At 34.8% G+C, this 17,532-nt stretch carries 15 protein-coding genes; 9 read left to right on the top strand and 6 right to left on the bottom strand.

What is annotated here, in order from left to right:
- Window positions 1-5: 5 nt before the first annotated feature.
- From dnaB to tgt, 5 genes are all read right to left on the bottom strand, one after another.
- The gene (gene dnaB / locus ABEB23_RS02340) at window positions 6-1,550 is read right to left on the bottom strand and encodes a replicative DNA helicase (protein WP_348810765.1); all 1,545 of its coding nucleotides are present in this window, start codon (window positions 1,548-1,550) and stop codon (window positions 6-8) included.
- Between the two features lie 140 nt (window positions 1,551-1,690).
- The gene (locus ABEB23_RS02335; protein WP_348810764.1) at window positions 1,691-2,644 is read right to left on the bottom strand and encodes an acetyl-CoA carboxylase carboxyltransferase subunit alpha; all 954 of its coding nucleotides are present in this window, start codon (window positions 2,642-2,644) and stop codon (window positions 1,691-1,693) included.
- Window positions 2,645-2,762: 118 nt separating this feature from the next.
- Window positions 2,763-3,650 (bottom strand): DMT family transporter, encoded by an 888-nt coding sequence (locus ABEB23_RS02330; protein WP_348810763.1) that lies wholly within the window; start codon window positions 3,648-3,650, stop codon window positions 2,763-2,765.
- Window positions 3,637-4,725 (bottom strand): LptF/LptG family permease, encoded by a 1,089-nt coding sequence (locus ABEB23_RS02325; RefSeq protein WP_348810762.1) that lies wholly within the window; start codon window positions 4,723-4,725, stop codon window positions 3,637-3,639. Before ABEB23_RS02325 ends, ABEB23_RS02330 begins: the two co-directional genes overlap by 14 nt.
- A 72-nt stretch (window positions 4,726-4,797) precedes the next feature.
- The gene (tgt, locus tag ABEB23_RS02320; RefSeq protein WP_348810761.1) at window positions 4,798-5,928 is read right to left on the bottom strand and encodes a tRNA guanosine(34) transglycosylase Tgt; all 1,131 of its coding nucleotides are present in this window, start codon (window positions 5,926-5,928) and stop codon (window positions 4,798-4,800) included.
- Window positions 5,929-6,465: 537 nt separating this feature from the next.
- On the opposite strand from tgt, the gene ABEB23_RS02315 reads away from it, so the two are divergent.
- The 7 genes from ABEB23_RS02315 (at window position 6,466) to ABEB23_RS02285 (ending at window position 14,139) form a co-directional block, all read left to right on the top strand.
- On the top strand, window positions 6,466-7,461 hold the full coding sequence (locus ABEB23_RS02315) for a hypothetical protein (RefSeq protein ID WP_348810760.1): 996 nt from the start codon (window positions 6,466-6,468) through the stop codon (window positions 7,459-7,461).
- A gap of 843 nt (window positions 7,462-8,304) precedes the next feature.
- Entirely contained in the window at window positions 8,305-9,027 is a 723-nt protein-coding gene (locus tag ABEB23_RS02310; protein WP_348810759.1) for a hypothetical protein, read from the top strand.
- A 434-nt stretch (window positions 9,028-9,461) separates the two neighbouring features.
- Window positions 9,462-10,994, top strand: a complete 1,533-nt coding sequence (locus ABEB23_RS02305; RefSeq protein WP_348810758.1) for a hypothetical protein — start codon at window positions 9,462-9,464, stop codon at window positions 10,992-10,994.
- 470 nt (window positions 10,995-11,464) lie between these two features.
- The gene (locus tag ABEB23_RS02300) at window positions 11,465-12,130 is read left to right on the top strand and encodes a cupin domain-containing protein (protein ID WP_348810757.1); all 666 of its coding nucleotides are present in this window, start codon (window positions 11,465-11,467) and stop codon (window positions 12,128-12,130) included.
- A 125-nt stretch (window positions 12,131-12,255) separates the two neighbouring features.
- Window positions 12,256-13,080, top strand: coding sequence for a class D beta-lactamase (gene blaOXA, locus ABEB23_RS02295; RefSeq protein ID WP_348810756.1), 825 nt, complete (start codon window positions 12,256-12,258; stop codon window positions 13,078-13,080).
- Between the two features lie 14 nt (window positions 13,081-13,094).
- Window positions 13,095-13,601 carry an SRPBCC family protein gene (locus tag ABEB23_RS02290; RefSeq protein ID WP_348810755.1) on the top strand — a complete coding sequence of 169 codons (507 nt, stop codon included), beginning with the start codon at window positions 13,095-13,097 and terminating at the stop codon, window positions 13,599-13,601.
- 10 nt (window positions 13,602-13,611) lie between these two features.
- Window positions 13,612-14,139 (top strand): macro domain-containing protein, encoded by a 528-nt coding sequence (locus ABEB23_RS02285; protein WP_348810754.1) that lies wholly within the window; start codon window positions 13,612-13,614, stop codon window positions 14,137-14,139.
- A gap of 194 nt (window positions 14,140-14,333) precedes the next feature.
- Here ABEB23_RS02285 and ABEB23_RS02280 read toward each other — a convergent pair whose 3' ends face one another.
- On the bottom strand, window positions 14,334-15,302 hold the full coding sequence (locus ABEB23_RS02280) for a CapA family protein (RefSeq protein ID WP_348810753.1): 969 nt from the start codon (window positions 15,300-15,302) through the stop codon (window positions 14,334-14,336).
- A 304-nt stretch (window positions 15,303-15,606) separates the two neighbouring features.
- Here ABEB23_RS02280 and ABEB23_RS02275 point away from each other — a divergent pair, with 304 nt between their 5' ends.
- Together ABEB23_RS02275 and ABEB23_RS02270 are read left to right on the top strand one after the other, a co-directional pair.
- Window positions 15,607-16,029: a DoxX family protein gene (locus ABEB23_RS02275; RefSeq protein ID WP_348810752.1), complete on the top strand. Its 423-nt coding sequence runs from the start codon at window positions 15,607-15,609 to the stop codon at window positions 16,027-16,029.
- 252 nt (window positions 16,030-16,281) lie between these two features.
- Complete coding sequence (locus ABEB23_RS02270) at window positions 16,282-17,475, top strand: MFS transporter (protein ID WP_348810751.1); 1,194 nt, start codon at window positions 16,282-16,284, stop codon at window positions 17,473-17,475.
- The last annotated feature ends 57 nt before the right edge of the window (window positions 17,476-17,532 follow it).

Here is a 17,532-nt window from a genome sequence, read left to right as displayed (position 1 = left end):
TCTTTTTAAAAAGGAACATCGCTATCGTCATCATCATGATTCAGATTGCTTCCAAAAGCCTCATTGGGTGATGGAAGGTTTTTGGTAATAAATGAACTTTCATCATGATTCATGCTAGAAGGTAAATCATCATAACCACTACCATAATCTTCTAAATTATCAAATCTACCCAGGTGACCAATAAACTTCAAACGAACGTTTTCGATACCACCATTTCTATGTTTGGCAATCATGATTTCGGCTTGTCCTGCAGTTGGTGAGGCCTCATCGTCATCCCATTCATCAATTTTATAATATTCGGGGCGGTATAAGAACGATACAATATCGGCATCCTGCTCAATCGCTCCCGATTCACGAAGATCCGAAAGCAAAGGTCTTTTACTGGAACCACGTGTTTCAACCGCACGCGACAACTGAGAAAGCGCAATTACCGGAACATTCAATTCTTTAGCCAAGGCTTTTAAGTTTCGGGAAATCGTAGAAATCTCCTGCTCCCTGTTTCCGCCACCTTTTCCGTTTCCTCCTGCTGTCATTAACTGCAAATAATCAATAATAATGATTTTTATACCGTGTTGTGACACCAAACGTCTAGCTTTCGCTCTTAAATCAAAAATAGATAAGGAAGGAGTGTCGTCTATAAAAAGAGGGGCTTTTTCTAAATTCTTTACTTTAGTACTTAGTTGCTCCCATTCGTGTTTTTCTAATTTACCAGTTCTTAACTTTTCAGAAGACAATCCTGTCTCTGATGAAATCAACCTTGTAATCAACTGTACTGACGCCATCTCTAAGGAGAACAAAGCTACAGGATGACCAAAATCTATCGCAATATTTCTTGCCATAGATAAAATAAAGGCTGTTTTTCCCATCGCAGGTCTTGCTGCAATAATAATTAAATCACTTGGTTGCCAACCCGAAGTCAGCTTATCCAATTTATCAAAACCAGTTGCCACACCACTCAATCCTTCTTGTCCGGCAATTTCCTCGATACGCTTTTTAGCCTGTAACACTAAACTTTGAGCCGTTTCCGAACTACGTTTGATGTTTCCTTGTGTCACTTCGTACAATTTGGACTCGGCTTTATCCAATAAATCAAAAACATCGGCAGTTTCATCATAGGAATCTTCAATAATTTCAGATGAAATACGGATCAAACTACGTTGAATGAATTTTTGCAGAATAATTCTGGAGTGAAATTCGATATGTGCCGAAGAGGAAATTTTCTGGGTCAGCTGGATCAAATAAAAATCGCCACCTGCTAATTCTAATTTTCCGTTTTTCTTAAGTTGTGCAGAAACGGTCAGCAAGTCAATAGGCTGTGTTTCTGTAAATAATTGAACAATCGCCTCAAAAATATGTTTGTGGGCATCTTTATAAAAAGCATCAGGCTGTAAAATGTCAATCACATCATCAACCCCTTTTTTGTCAATCATCATAGCACCAAGTACAGCTTCTTCAAGATCTAATACTTGTGGCGGTAACTTTCCTTTTTCAAGACTTATTATAGTCGTTTTATCAACTTTGACTGGGTTTATATTTTTGAAATTTTCCATGCAGCGAAATTAACAATAATTAAAAAAATATGAGTGTTGAGTTATTACAAATAAATGTTCATAACTAACTATTTTTTGTTTATAACCAAAAAAAAATCCGAAACCATAGGGCTTCGGATTCTATATAAATTTGTAAGTTTTTACTCCTTGAAATCGCCCATTTTACAGTATTTGTCCATTCTTTGGGCAATTAATTCTTCTGTTGATAAGTCCTTCAACTCATTATATCCTTTCATGATATATTGCTCTACAGTTTTGAAAGCAGTTGCTCTGTCAAAGTGAGCTCCACCTAGTGGTTCAGGAATAATATCGTCGATTAATTTTTGTTTTTTCATATCGGAAGAAGTCAGCTTCAAAGCTTCGGCTGCCTGTTCTTTATACTCCCAGCTTTTCCATAAAATAGAAGAGCAAGATTCAGGAGAAATTACAGAATACCAAGTGTTCTCCATCATGTAAACACGATCTCCCACTCCTATTCCCAATGCACCTCCAGAAGCACCTTCACCAACAATAACCGTGATTACAGGAACTTTAAGGCGTACCATTTCAAAAATATTTCTGGCAATGGCTTCTCCTTGTCCGCGTTCCTCAGCTTCCAGTCCAGGATAAGCACCTGGAGTATCCACTAAAGTCAATACAGGAATACCAAACTTTTCAGCCATTTTCATCAAGCGCAATGCTTTTCTGTACCCTTCAGGATTGGCCATACCAAAGTTACGGTATTGACGGGTTTTGGTATTATACCCTTTTTGTTGACCAACAATCATAAAAGACTGTCCGTCAATTTTACCTAAACCACCAATCATGGCTTTATCATCTTTAAACCCTCGGTCACCATGCAGTTCCAAGAAAGTTTCTCCACAAAGTGCTTTTATATGATCTAAAGTATAAGGTCTGTTCGGGTGTCTTGACAATTGAACTCTTTGCCAAGCGGTCAGATTTTTATAAATATGTCTTTTAGTCTCTTCTAGTTTCTTGTTGATTTGTTTGCACGTAGTCGTAACATCAACATCCGATTCTTTACCAATGACAACACATTTGTCTAACTGTTCTTCTAATTCTTTTATAGGAAGCTCAAAATCTAAATATTCCATAGGATTTTTGCGTTATTTATTTATCTGATTTGGAAGTGCAAATATAAAATTTAAAATCGTTTGAAAAGGCATATTTTTCATTTTAGTGAAAAAGTTGCCCCAACAAGTCCTTCAAAAACTAATTTTCCTCTTCTTTTTTATAATGTTTTATGACTCCGTTTAGGATAACTGTGATTACAATTATCAGTGCTCCAATGTAAAATTCGGTGCTCATTTTTTCTTTTCCACCCAGAATAAAATAGGCTAGAATAATCCCGTAAACAGGCTCCAGATTGGTTGTTAACATCACTGTATAAGGGGTCAATTTCTGCATCACTTTTACCGAAGCCGTAAAGGCATAAGCGGTACAGACTGAAGCCAATATTAAAATTAACATCCAGTTATTGAACGTTAAGACAAAAAAGTCTGCCGTAAATTTTTGCTGAAATAAAAAATAGATCGAAATAAAGAAGACTCCAGCTCCAAATTCATAAAAAGAAATCACCGAGGGATCGTGTCTTTCTATCAATTTCCCGTTCATCAGCGTAAACAAAACCCCTAAAATAATAGAGGCCAAAGCGTACAGCATTCCATTCAGATAATTAATTTCCACTTTCATAATCAACGCTAGTCCTGCAATGATAATCAGCCCGAAGAACACTTCATACCACAGCACTTTTCTACCGTAAAAAAGAGGTTCCAGTAAAGAAGCGAAAAATGCTCCCAATGAAAAAATGGAAAGGGTTATTGACACATTCGAAACATGAATAGCTTTAAAGAAAAGAATCCAATGCAAAGCAATCAATGCCCCTACAAATAGTAACTTAGCCAATGACGGCAACGGAATCTGGAAAGATTTTTTTCTGTACACAATGAATAAAGCCAAAAAAACAGCGGCAAATATCATTCGATACCAAACCAAAGCATCTGCGTTGATGGTAATCAAAGCGCCTAAAATGGCTGTAAAACCCCAAATAAAAACTATTAAATGAAGGTTTAGGTAACTTTTTAAATTATCGTTTTGCATTTCGTAATAAATATATGGCTAAGATTCCAAAAGCAATGTTAGGGAGCCAAACCGCTAACATTGGGGGAACACTTGACTTTTCAGCCAGTACTCCGAAGATTTTATCAAAAAACACAAAGCCAAAAGCAAGTGCAATTCCTATGGCCAAATTAATTCCCATTCCGCCTCTTCGCTTCATAGACGAAACGGCCACGGCGATAATCGTAAGTATAAATGCTGAAACCGGAATACTGTATTTTTTATACAATACCACTAAATAGGTATTGATATTTGAGGAGCCTCGACTTCTTTCTTTCTCAATAAAGGCATTCAGTTTGGCTAAACTCAAGGTTTCTGCGATGTAGACTACAGGTGTCAAATCCTCTAAGTCAAAGTTAAACTTATATACTTTTTGAGGAGCTTTCTCTATTTTATCCCCCAGGGTACCCAAGGTTCTTTTTGTAAAATCATAAAGGGTATAGGTACTGTCCTTCGGATTCCATTTGATTCTGCTGGCTGTAATTTTATACTCTAATTGCTCCTTTTTAAATCGTTCCAAAGAAAAATTAAAAGCCGTTTTGGTATCGGTATTAAAGCTGTTTACATAGATAAATTCATTATCACTGATTTGTCGGTACACATCTGTATTGTCGCCTCGCATCGCTTCCTTACCGCCTCCCTTCAAGTAGGTATATCGGAAATTATTGAAACCTTCACTCGATGCCGGAACAATAAAGAACCCCATCAGCAAAACAAAAACAGAGATAATCGATGCCCCAATTAAATAAGGTCTCAAAAAACGCGTAAAAGAAATACCCGAACTCAATATGGCAATAATTTCAGTATTATTGGCCAATTTTGAGGTAAACCAAATCACCGATAAAAACAAAAGTATCGGAAATAACATATTGGCGAAATACACCGTAAAATGATAATAATAAATGGCTACTTCTACAAAAGGAACCTTATTTTCCAACATTTTATTGATCTTCTCCGATACATCTATAACAATTCCGATGGGGATAAATAACAACAACATCACCACAAAAGTGGCTAAATATCTTTTTAGGATGTATTTGTCTATAATTGTTAGCATATTTAAAATTGTGAGTTATGAATATGAATTATGAGCTACAAGCTAACTCATAATTTATAATTCATAATTATTTTAAAGTCGTTGGCTCATATTTTTGACCATCATTTCTTTCCACGGTCTAAAATCGCCCGCTAAGATATGTTTTCTGGCCTCACGAACCAACCACATGTAGAAACCAAGATTATGAATAGTGGCAATTTGTTTCCCTAAATATTCATTGGCGGCAAACAAGTGACGTAAATATGCTTTGGTGTATTCCGTATCCACAAAGGTGATTCCCATTTCGTCAATTGGAGAGAAATCATCTTCCCATTTCTTGTTTTTAATGTTTATCGAACCGTTGGCTGTAAACAACATTCCGTTTCTGGCGTTACGCGTAGGCATCACACAGTCGAACATATCGATTCCAAGAGCAATGTTTTCAAGGATATTTATTGGAGTTCCCACACCCATCAGGTAACGCGGTTTGTCTTCCGGTAGAATTTCGCAAACTACCTCGGTCATCGCGTACATTTCCTCTGCAGGTTCCCCTACCGAAAGTCCGCCAATAGCATTCCCCAGCTGACCTGAATTGGCAATATATTCTGCCGACTGTCTGCGTAAATCTTTATAAGTACTTCCCTGAACAATCGGGAAAAAAGTTTGGTCGTAACCATATTTAACAGGCACTTTTTCCAAATGGTTGATGCATCGGTCCAACCAACGATGCGTCATATGCATCGAACGCTGGGCATAACGATAATCACAAGGATACGGTGTACATTCGTCAAAAGCCATGATGATATCCGCACCAATGGTACGCTGAATTTCCATCACATTCTCCGGTGTAAACACGTGGTAAGAACCATCAATATGCGATTTGAACTTCACGCCTTCCTCCTTAATTTTTCGGTTCGATGAAAGAGAATACACTTGGTATCCGCCGGAATCCGTCAAAATGTTACGATCCCAGTTCATGAATTTATGCAAACCACCCGCTTTTTCGAGGATTTCGGTTTGTGGTCTAAGGTATAAATGGTAGGTATTTCCCAGAATAATATCCGGATTGATATCGTCTTTCAACTCCCGCTGATGCACTCCTTTTACAGAGGCTACGGTACCCACAGGCATAAAAATAGGGGTTTCAATTACACCGTGATCGGTGGTAATACTTCCCGCTCTGGCTTTAGACTGCGGATCTTTTTGTAATAAATCAAACTTCATAATAACGTATTTCTCCCGATCGTTCGGGACCGCAAAGATAGGTTAATTTGAAAATTAGATAATTAGATAACCTAAAAATTTAATTACAATTTAGGAATTCGGTTGGGGCGTGCCCTAAAGGTCGGGTCATTCGCTGTATCTTTTGCTCCATTGCATGGCACAAAAGGATGCCGCTGCTACCCCTCACGCAAATCGCGAATACCATGACGTTAGGTATTTCAAAATGGAATTTCAATAACGCCGGTAAAAATGCAATGGCAATTTCCTAAAACGACAAACCTAAAACCTGTTCAACAGAGAATTTCCATTTATAGCATTAAAAACCAACCCCAAATATGACGGATAATTTGTAATATTATTTGTATATATTTGAAAAACTATAAAGTGATACTAGCTTTCGCCAGTACACCTTCATTAGGTATGCTTTGCGAAAATATTTGTGAGTTACCTGTAATGCTACAAAAAAAGAAAGTAAAGTAGTAACAAACATAATTTTAGAGTATTATAATTTATTTTTAACACACCTAATTAAAATTTATGGACATTTTTAATTTTCACAAAAGAGATAGCAAGATTTATCGTATTGCCAGTTTAACAGCATATATTTATTCCATAATTCTATTACTTTTCTATATTTATAAGGAAACACTATATGTTGACAAAACTTGGTTTCACGGCTTTTTTAAAATGTTTTTTTCGATTTTCAGTTCAATTATTTTAGTTGGTATTTTATTTATCTTTTCTAAATTTATTGATAAAATAATTAATTATAGAAAAGCAAATGCATTGATTTATACCTACATCTTTTTTTTACTTTTATCAACTTTGTCTATAATCTTAGTATTAACTAGCTCTTTAAAAGTATATTATTCTCAACAAACAAATGAAAATTCAAGCGCTTTAGGAAATTTTTTAGACACATCAGTTTCAAGTGGAATTCTTCTCATATCGTCAAGTATAGGTTTATTTTTAACAGGTATTTTACTGGGCAATCAGATTAGAAAAATAAACTTTTCAAAGAAATTATTCTTTCAAATTTTAGGAGTTTTATTCATCGTTTATAAACTTTTTTCTTTAGTTGAATCAGTCAACATAATCAGTAGTGAAATTGTATCAGGTTTGATAAATGTTGCTATAATTTCATTAATTGGTTACATACTTAGTTTGAAGTTTCAAATTAATGAAAATGATCTGAAATCTTTAAACAGTGAATTAACTTCAAAACAAACAAAAGACAATTCCTTGCATACGTTAAAAAATGAAAATTCAAAACCAGATGTTATTAATTATAAAAATAAATCAATAGAAACAAACCATATTGAATTAGAAAACATTGACTTAAATCAATTACAACATAAAGATGATGCAATTAATTATTTCAAAAATATTTCAGCAAATGAACAAACAAGACTAAAATTAATTGTTAAAAAAAATTATGACAAAAATTTTTCAGACGATGAAATTTACAAACTTGTGATTTTACATATTTCTGAGAAAAAGTTATTCGACCATAATCGATTTGCACCTAAATAGAAATTTAATCAAAGTACTGCAGGCAGCAGCTACTACACGGATTTGGATATTTGGCTTAATGGAAAGTTAGTTTTGTATTTGAGATGATTTGCTTCGCCTGTTCGCTATCACTCGGGTGGCAAATCCGAAAGATGAATCTTAACTTAGTCCCAAACCCACGCTAGCATTAGCGGAGGAAATTTTTATACGAATATTTAAGAATCAAAAAATTAAATGCACAAAATATTTGAATTAATAACTGAAATCATTGGCTGGATACAAATTGCACTCTCACCTACTCTAATTGGTTTGGGAGCTGGTTTTATTTTTTATTACAATTTTGAAAATACTTTTGGGTTAATTTGTGGAATTGTATTCAGTATAATAGGTTTAATATTTGGGATAATTTTGGCAACAAAAAAAATTCAAAACTACTGGAACGATACATTTTTTGTCAAGAGTAAGTGCAACACCAGAACTTGATAAAGATAAAATAACAGAAAACAAAAGAACCCGCTAGCTTTACCGTCCCGCTCGTGCCCACAAACATAAACTCGCTCTGCAATTGTCTCTTGCGCAATTTTTTAAACCTGTTAGCTCTTAAAATTCATACTCCACATTCAATTAGAAAAAGTACCTTTCACAAATTTCTATTCGAAATCTATAATAGAATTATATTTCCTCTTGTAGTTTATTTTATTATATTTAAATTTTTTAAAGAGATTATCTTGAATAAGGATGTACCAGAACTTTCGACCCCGCTCGAACCCTCAACAAATTTATTCTCTAAAATAAGGTGGTATAACTGCTAAGCAACGATTTAAGTTCTGCTGGCATTAAACCAATTAATTTTAAGCAGCCAAAATGAAGAAATATACCGTATCAATAGTTGATGAACCAATACCGCATGGCCAAATAAAAATTGCCGATTTCTTACCCGATCCAGAAGCGCGTTTAGATTCGATGCAAATGAAGCACAAACCTATCAGTGACTCCAATATTCCGTTTAGAGATTTAACTAGTCCTGAGAGTAAACGAAAAAGCATTGGTCAACTCATTGATAAACTGAACGTTGTTTCAAGCATTAGATACCAAAGAACAATAGAAGACACCTACTGTAATGTCTACTCTTATGATTTTTGCCATTTCTGCAAAGTATATCTCCCTACTGTTTGGTGGACGGATGACGCCCTGAAAAAAATTGTACAGGGAGAAGATGTAGAAGCTGTTTTTGAAGAAACCGTTGATCGTATTTATTCAAGCGCCATACACGATTGGTTTTTACAATGGGGATCTAATTTCGGATGGGAAAGAGTGTTTACTGCCGATGAAATTCAAAATAAAGTGAACACTAACGGAGGCGTCGGAATAATTTGTGCCAAAAGAAAAGAGAAAGGACTCTCCGGACATATCGTTCCTGTTGTGCCCGAAACGGATTTAAATAAAGCTTATCGAGAGAATGATATCGTAGTATATCCGCTACAATCACAAGCAGGGAAATTGAATTACAACTACTTTTCGGAAGTTAAAAAAGATTGGTGGAATGATGAATTATATTCCTCTTATGTGTTTTATTACCACGAATAAATCCAATCAATTAATCTGATTGTTCCAAAATTTTACATTATTATTGATTTTCAACCAGTTAACCACTTGGAAATGATATAATAAAAAACTACTTTTGCAACTTGGAAAAAATAAGAATAGCAAAAGCGGCATTTGGGCTATTCATCTACTTAAATTATTGATATAAAAGTAATTAATAATCATTAGCATTTTATAAGCCCCTTTATAAAATTTTACTTTTTTATCAGTCATTCAGTTGATACAAGTGCAAAATTCCTAAAACTAAAATACATTTCTAAAATTCTAAAAGTCGAATAAAACTTTTTTAATGGAAGCAACATTTTATGCCATCCGTTAAAGATTCTTTGTCTCTGGTTTTGACCAATTAGATCTGTATCACCAAATAAAAAACAACTTTAAAAGTATTATCAACCATAAAAAGAAAATTAGTATAAATGAAAGACAATCAGACAAAAAAATATTATTGGGGAATAGGATTAGAAAACGAAACCTACATGCAATTTGAAGAATCCCTAATAGTTTCTGGTGAGTTTATACAAGAAAAAATTGGTTTTGAGAAATACAGTATTGATTATAGAAAATGCTACAAACCGGAAAGCCTGGCGCCTATATTGAAAAAGGCTTTTGGTTTGAATGAAAATTACAAAGTGAGCCGAATGATGAATAGTCATTCGCTAGAGAAACTTGATGTAAATTACCAACATAAAACATTATCAGCTGTTAAATCTGCAGAAGCTGCTGAGGCAAATCCACAACCGCTTGAAAATCCTGAATATCTTGGAAAATCCATCATGGAACTTTTTCTGGAGGACCAGCCGTACAATATTCAAAGTATGATTACCCAAAGAAATAAAACGATGGGGTCTGTACATTTTGATGGTGATTCTATCGAATTTGTAACCAAATATTTTGAAAACAGAACGATAGCCGATTCTTGTAAAGAGCTTAAAGCGACCAAAAAATTATTCCTTGATAAAATCAATGAATCTTCTGTTCTAAATGGAAAACTAAACTTTCCGGATTACAATAATGGTCTCAATATGTTCATGACCAATCAGGAAAACCTTGTTTTGTTTAATAATGGCACCTACCATTTTCACATTACGTTGCCCTCACTGACAGAAGACAGCAGGATTGTAGATTATAATGAATTTGATAAAACACACTCCAACGCGATTTATCTGTTGCAATGGTTTGAACCTTTTTTTATAGCAACTTTAGGAAGTCCCGACATTATGGGGGTGATCAGTGATAAGTATAATTTAGATAAAAATTTTACTTTGGGCTCTATGAGAAATGCCATGTCCCGTTACATAGGTGTTGGTACCTTCAACAAAGCTATGCCTAAAGGAAAAATTCTAACCTATAAAGTTGATGATTTTAGAAAACTGCTTAAGTTCGAAAAAGAAGAAAATATTTGGTGGCGTGATCAGATTGAAGTAGACATGGAATATGAATTGCTTTCGGAAGTTGGTCTTGATTTTAATCAGGAAAAAATGTACCAAAGTGGTTTTGAATTCAGAAGCTTTGATGAGTTTCCGGCTGAGTATTTGAATGATGTGCTTTTTTCCATTATTCTAATTTGTGAACATTCTCTTAATCTCCCGGATGTCAAATGGGGACATGACAGTGTGGCTTGGAATAATTTGGTTTTTAAAACTTTAAAAAACGGTTATTTAACTGAAATCAACGAAGCTGAAAAGAATGAGGTATTGGATTTATTACAGCTATTGACGCCTTCTGACAGTAATTATAATACGCTCAAAACCGAATTTGAAGCCATCGTAATGCTCGATGAATTTTTCTTTAAAATTTTGTCTGTTTTGCATGATAAGTACAAAGACAACAATGTTTGTCTGGATTCCATGTACGGTCAAAAAACAAGTTTTCCACCGAAATGGGATAACTTTAATAAATACCAAACGGAGAAACATTTGCAGCAAATCGGATCTTTTTGTGAGAATTAAATAGTGACGATATCTGGGGTTAAAGTTTCATTATTGACACCTATTCCCTAACGATTGAAACACCTGCATAAACAAAATAAAAAACAAGCTCGTTTATCCTGAACTGTCAGGACTAAACGAGCTTTATTTTTACAAAAAGACAAAACTTTTGAATTACTAATTCAGAGTTGTCAGGCTGATCCTAAAAGTAATGAAGTGCCTTGTGTAAAGTAAAATTTAGGAACCCAAAACAATAATACAATAAAAACTTCAACCAATAATATTTAATCAAAATCACTGATTTACAACTAATTAAATAATTATTTTCACTAACTTAGTTCTGCAATAACAGAAAAATATTTCCTGCAAAGCCCTCAAATTTTATCAGTAACTCTATGACTTGGGTTCTATTAGATGCGTTTTTAAAATTCTAATTTATTTGTAATTCTAACCGTTTAAAGGATAATTTTCAATCTTAAAACAAAATAAAAATGGAAAAAGCGAAATTTTTAATTGCAGTATTAGTACTTGGATTAGTCCTTAATTCCTGTTCAGAAAATAAGAAAGCGGACATTACTGAAACCACTCTCCATGATGCGACAAAGGAGACATTTTCTTTAAAAAATTTGGTTGATGAAAAGAAACAAGTTCCGGATTCAATTATTTCAGCATTAAATGCACAACATCACAACTTTAAAGTCCTTGAAAGACGAACCGTGCCCGGGCCTTTCACCTCCCCGATGATGAAGTATTACTCAGAACATGCTCTTACTTTGGATCAGCTGCCTGTCATTAATCCTGGTCCAGGTGAATATGTTCATGTCATGGAAGGCCAACGATCCGGATATAAAAACCTTACTATCGGAATTACGGAAACATTTCCTGGGGGAGCACCTCCAATGCATTCACATGAAGGAGAAGAATCACATGTGCTTCTGGAAGGTGATATTTTATACGCCATGGGCGACACTACATTTACTATTAAAGCTCCATATATTGTCAATATACCTGCAGGAGTTCCACATGCTTTCAAAAATATCGGAAAAAAAACAGCAAATCTCGTGGTGATATTTCCAACTAACATATGGAAATATGATGTACTGGATTATTTCCCTTTTGAAAAAAAAGAACTTCCAAACGATCAAAAACACAAGTAAAAATCTGATATTTGAAGATTAAAAAGAAACTTAAAAAATTATAACAATTTATTAAAAATCTTCGATGAAAGTTCCTCCTGCCGTTGGGGCTTTTCGAAAAGCTGAACCGAAAAAGAAAACTAAAAATGAGAAAAACTTTAATTCTTTTAAATCTAATTTTATTAGTAAACCTGAATGCCAATTGCCAAATAAAAAGTAAAAAAGGGAAAGAAGTTGTTGTAACCGAATTTGGAAAAGCTTTAGATAGTCTAAAAGTAAAAGGAGCTGTTTTAATTTATGATGTAAAAAATCAGACCTATTATGCTAACGATTTTAAGTGGGCGAAAACTGGAATTATTCCGGCATCTACTTTTAAAATTCCAAATTCCATTATTGCTCTCGAAACAGGAGTTATTGCTAATGATTCCGTTATTTTTAAATGGAACGGAGAAAAAAGAAATTTTAAAAAATGGGAAGAAGATTTGACTTTCAAAAAAGCATTCCAAGTCTCTTGTGTTCCCTGCTACCAGGAAATCGCAAGAAAAATTGGAGTTGACAGAATGAAAACTTACTTAAAGAAATTAGATTACAAAGGGATGGTTTTCGACACCTTGACAATCGATAATTTTTGGCTGTACGGAGAATCAAAATTTTCTCAAATGCAACAAATTGATTTTTTAGAACGTCTGTATTTCTCGAAATTACCCATTTCAAAAAGAACTGAAAATATCATGAAAGATATCATGCTGATAGAAAAAAACGAAAGTTATGTTTTAAGCGGAAAATCAGGTTGGGGAATGAGAAATGACAAAAATAGCGGTTGGCTGGTTGGCTATTTAGAAACGAATAATTCTGTTTACTTTTTTGCCACAAATATAGAAAAGGAAGAGACAAATATGGAAGAATTTCCAGCAATCAGAATGAACGCAACTAAAGAAGCATTTAGAAAACTGAAAATTATTAAACAATAGAAAAACAATAACAAATGAGCACTAATTTAGCCTTTGATTTTTCTGTAAATAAGCAAAACAATACAATCACGGTAAAACGAGAATTTGCCGCGGCACTTCCTTTGGTTTGGGACGCTTACACAAAAAGCAAAATTCTTGACCAATGGTGGGCACCTAAACCTTGGAAAGCCCGAACAAAAACCATGGACTTCAAAGAAGGCGGATATTGGCTTTATGCCATGGTTGGACCGGAAGGTCAGGAACACTGGTCCCGAGCAGATTATAAGAACATTCAATTTCAAAAAAAATTCACAGGACTTGATGCTTTTGCAGACGCAGATGGCAATCTGAATAACGATTTGCCGCAGTCAAAATGGGAAGTCACTTTTACCGACAAAGGGCAAATAACTTTGGTAGAATTTCATATTTCTTATGCCGATTTGGCCCAACTTGAAGAAACAATTCAGATGGGTTTTAAAGAAGGATTTACAATGGCAATGGAAGGACTAGACGAGCTACTCCCTTCCTTACAAAAAAATTAAATAGCTCCTGATGAAAATAGCTGATGTGGAAATTGAAGTCATAATGGGTGATATTACCGATCAGCCAGATATTACCGCTATTGTAAATGCCGCCAATGCCTACTTACTCCCTGGTGGCGGTGTCGCAGGGGCCATTCATCACAAGGCAGGTCCTGATCTTGAAAAAGAAGCCAGACAATATGCTCCAATTAAACCCGGCGAGGCTGTTATTACGAAAGCATATAATTTACCAAATCAATATGTGATTCATTGTTTGGGTCCAATTTATGGCACCAATCATCCAGAAGAACTCTTACTGGCAAATTGCTATAGAAACGCCATTAAACTGGCAGAAGAATATAAAATTGACTCCATAGCATTTCCTGCTATATCCACAGGAATCTTTGGTTACCCTTTTGAAACAGCAGCATCTATTGTAGTTTCAGTCATGCATGAGACATGTCCGGAGACAAAGCACCTCAGATTAGTGCGTTTTGTCCTTTTCAATAAATCCGATTTAAGCATTTACAGAAAAAAGTTCCATCTTCCTGATGCATAATAATTTTAGTAAATAATGGGCAACTATACAGATCAGTATCAATTAACAGTGACTCAAGTCTACTTTCTTAAAGATGATCAGGAGCAGACAGCTGTTTTTTGATTATTTCTTTCAAAAGTTCCTTTTCTTCAAACAATCAAAAAGATACTTACTGGTTCAGTTTCTTTTACTGGCAGATAAATCAGGAGAAGATTTCAAAACAACAAAACCTCTCCATTATCACTCACATCAGTTCCAAATTTTGCAGACAGTTTTTGCACGCGTTCGATGCTCCATTTATACTCTTCATTAGTGGCAAGATTTACCTGGCAATGTGAAATCAGAACAGGAACTAGCACTAATTTTTCTATTCTTTTTTGGGAAACCTCAACCTTAAATAAAAAACAATGATCATTTCTTAGAAAAGGGTCAACCGCATAATCATCCAGAAAATCTCCTGTATCATACAGTATCAATTTCTGGTGGTACACTTCAATACCCTGAAAATTATGGGCACTGTGCCCATGGATAATGTCTGCTCCCTTCTCAATCATAGCATGGGCAAAATCTATAAAATCTCTTTCAGGTTCCGCTTGCATATTAGGTCCCCAATGAATGCTTACGATAAGCAAATCCGCCTCTTTTCGCAATTCAGCTATAGCCGTCAACGCCTTTTCGCAATCCTCATTATTAGAAATATCGATGTAATTAATGCCACTCCAGGAACCACCCGCCTTCCATCCGGGTTCATTATCTGTAAAGCCCAATATCCCCAGCCTGTTATTTTTGACAGTAAGAATTACCGGTTTTTTGGCTTCTTTATCATTCATCCCTGCGCCGGTATGTACTATACCAACCTCATTTAGGGCTTGAATGGTTTCGACCAAACCTTCTTCTGAAAAATCTAATATGTGATTGTTGGCTAGATTAGCAACGGTTACTTTGGCTGTTGTCAGAGTTTCAATTCGATCAGGAGTTGCTTTAAAATTAAAAGTCTTATACACTTTTTTAGTACTATTCGTCAACGCCGCTTCCAGATTAATGATATTGATATCTGTTTTTTCCAATAAAGGCAGCACATTCCCCCAAGGATAACGATATCCATTAGTAGAGATAGCATCATTAACACCCCTGCCAATCATCACATCACCTGCAAAACCAATAGTAATATTGTTGTCACTCATAATTTCCTATTATTTGCTCCATTGGAAGATTAAAATAAGTGCCGTAAAAAATGTTTGCAGCTATCGTTCCGTTGCCTCTTTACCAATAGTTTAAATAGCCAAAATCTTCACACACAAAGTTAATCATTTCAATCATCTTAAAAACAAACACATAACAAAACAAACACTCAGTAATTTTGCTTTCATCTACTAATTACCGGCATCAACATGAAATAAATAAGAAAATATTTTATAAGTGAAATCTCATGAAATTATTCTAAGTTTGTGAAAGTCCTAAATAAAAAAGAAACAAAAACTAAAAATTATGCTGCAAAAACTTTTTTCTCCTGCCAATTGGTCTTCAAATGCATCAGATTGGGCTTCGCTCATTTTACGATTAACTCTCGGTCTGTTAATGCTTACTCATGGCTTTTCTAAATTGATGAATTTAATGAGTGGTAATATGGAATTTGGCGATCCCATAGGCATTGGCGTTCCTGCCTCATTGGCCTTGACTGTTTTTGCAGAATTTCTTTGCTCCATACTTATTGTCATTGGTTTATGGACGAGGCTTGCATTGATTCCGCTTATTATTACAATGCTGGTTGCCGTATTTATCGTACATCAGAATGATGGTTTATCCGAAATGGAACATGGTTTAATGTATTTACTATCTTACTGCGCACTTTTTTTATTGGGAAGCGGTGCCTATTCAATCGATGCTTTTTTGAAAAGAAAAACAGTCTAAGAAGTCCCCTTTTTTTCTTCTTGCAAATAAAAAACTCTGTATACAAAACCTTGTTAAAGCCAATAATATCTTGGATAAACGAGGTTTTTTTTATTTCAAATTCAAATAAATATTTTAGCATAAAAAGTACATTTTCGAATCTCTTTTTCTGTAAACAAGTTCATTTAATCGCAGAAATCGATTATATTTATACTGTAATCCTTTGATAAACAAAGGAAAAAAGTATTGCAGCTGATAACTAAAAAAACGAATTTGAAATACATCACAAGAACCGTTTGGATTTTATCCCTAGTTAGCATGTTTACTGATACTGCCAGTGAAATGCTCTATCCTATTATGCCCATTTATTTACAGACAATTGGTTTTTCAATTGTATTAATTGGGATCCTTGAAGGTGTTGCAGAAGCGACCGCTGGACTGAGCAAAGGGTATTTTGGCAAACTTTCGGATACTACCGGCAGACGGGTTCCTTTTGTACAAATTGGTTACGCGTTTAGTGCGTTATCAAAACCAATGATGGCGATTTTCATTTATCCTCTTTGGATATTTTTTGCCCGAACAGTAGACCGTACGGGAAAGGGCATCAGAACCGGTGCGAGAGACGCCATTCTTTCAGACGAAGCAACGCCAAATACAAAAGGCAAAATTTTTGGATTTCACCGATCCATGGATACTTTAGGAGCGGTTATCGGACCAGTATTGGCTTTGCTTTATTTATATTTTTATCCAACCGACTACAAGACACTTTTTTTTATAGCATTTATCCCCGGACTACTTGCCGTTTTAACCTCTTTCTTCTTAAAAGACAAAACCACAATTCCACACAAAATAAACACTGTCCCTTCTTTTTTTTCATTTCTTAATTACTGGAAAACAAGCCCTTCTGAATACCGAAAAGTTGTAACTGGACTTCTTATTTTTACTTTATTCAACAGTTCTGATGTTTTTCTTTTACTAAAAGCGAAACAATCCGGACTTGAGGATACAATGGTTATAGGTATTTACATTTTTTATAATCTTGTCTATGCTTTATTTGCATTTCCCATTGGTATCCTCGCAGATCATGTTGGACTAAAAAAAATATTTATCATCGGTCTTTCGCTTTTTGCAGTCGTCTATTTTGGAATGGCGATCAATTCAAATCGCTACCTCTTTTTTGGACTTTTTTTTCTGTACGGAATCTATGCCTCAGCAACCGAAGGAATTTCAAAAGCATGGATTTCAAATATTACCGACAAGAAAGACACCGCAACGGCCATCGGAACATTTTCAGGGCTTCAAAGTATATGCGCCATGCTGGCAAGTTCTCTGACTGGATTTATCTGGTTTCAGTTCGGAGCTACAGCCGCATTCCTAACAACGGCCAGCGTAACTTCATTAGTAATCGTTTATTTTATGACAGTACCTAAACCGATTATCGCAAATGATGAAATCAGCCAATCCTAACGATTAAAAAATCAACAGAAATATTCAAAAAACATAAATTCGTTTTGGGGTTAATTT

The sequence above is a fragment of the Flavobacterium maritimum genome, assembly GCF_040049085.1.
Taxonomy (GTDB): domain Bacteria; phylum Bacteroidota; class Bacteroidia; order Flavobacteriales; family Flavobacteriaceae; genus Flavobacterium; species Flavobacterium maritimum.
The sequence above is the reverse complement of the archived record's forward strand: the minus strand, read 5'-3'. Positions and strand labels throughout refer to the sequence as shown.

Coding starts and splice junctions, on each gene's coding strand:
- ABEB23_RS02325 (WP_348810762.1), bottom strand. CDS start 4,725: ATGCTAACAATTATAGACAAATACATCCTAAAAAGATATTTAGCCACT.
- tgt (WP_348810761.1), bottom strand. CDS start 5,928: ATGAAGTTTGATTTATTACAAAAAGATCCGCAGTCTAAAGCCAGAGCG.
- ABEB23_RS02285 (WP_348810754.1), top strand. CDS start 13,612: ATGAAAATAGCTGATGTGGAAATTGAAGTCATAATGGGTGATATTACC.
- ABEB23_RS02335 (WP_348810764.1), bottom strand. CDS start 2,644: ATGGAATATTTAGATTTTGAGCTTCCTATAAAAGAATTAGAAGAACAG.
- ABEB23_RS02310 (WP_348810759.1), top strand. CDS start 8,305: ATGAAGAAATATACCGTATCAATAGTTGATGAACCAATACCGCATGGC.
- ABEB23_RS02290 (WP_348810755.1), top strand. CDS start 13,095: ATGAGCACTAATTTAGCCTTTGATTTTTCTGTAAATAAGCAAAACAAT.
- ABEB23_RS02305 (WP_348810758.1), top strand. CDS start 9,462: ATGAAAGACAATCAGACAAAAAAATATTATTGGGGAATAGGATTAGAA.
- ABEB23_RS02275 (WP_348810752.1), top strand. CDS start 15,607: ATGCTGCAAAAACTTTTTTCTCCTGCCAATTGGTCTTCAAATGCATCA.
- ABEB23_RS02280 (WP_348810753.1), bottom strand. CDS start 15,302: ATGAGTGACAACAATATTACTATTGGTTTTGCAGGTGATGTGATGATT.
- ABEB23_RS02330 (WP_348810763.1), bottom strand. CDS start 3,650: ATGCAAAACGATAATTTAAAAAGTTACCTAAACCTTCATTTAATAGTT.
- blaOXA (WP_348810756.1), top strand. CDS start 12,256: ATGAGAAAAACTTTAATTCTTTTAAATCTAATTTTATTAGTAAACCTG.
- dnaB (WP_348810765.1), bottom strand. CDS start 1,550: ATGGAAAATTTCAAAAATATAAACCCAGTCAAAGTTGATAAAACGACT.
- ABEB23_RS02315 (WP_348810760.1), top strand. CDS start 6,466: ATGGACATTTTTAATTTTCACAAAAGAGATAGCAAGATTTATCGTATT.
- ABEB23_RS02300 (WP_348810757.1), top strand. CDS start 11,465: ATGGAAAAAGCGAAATTTTTAATTGCAGTATTAGTACTTGGATTAGTC.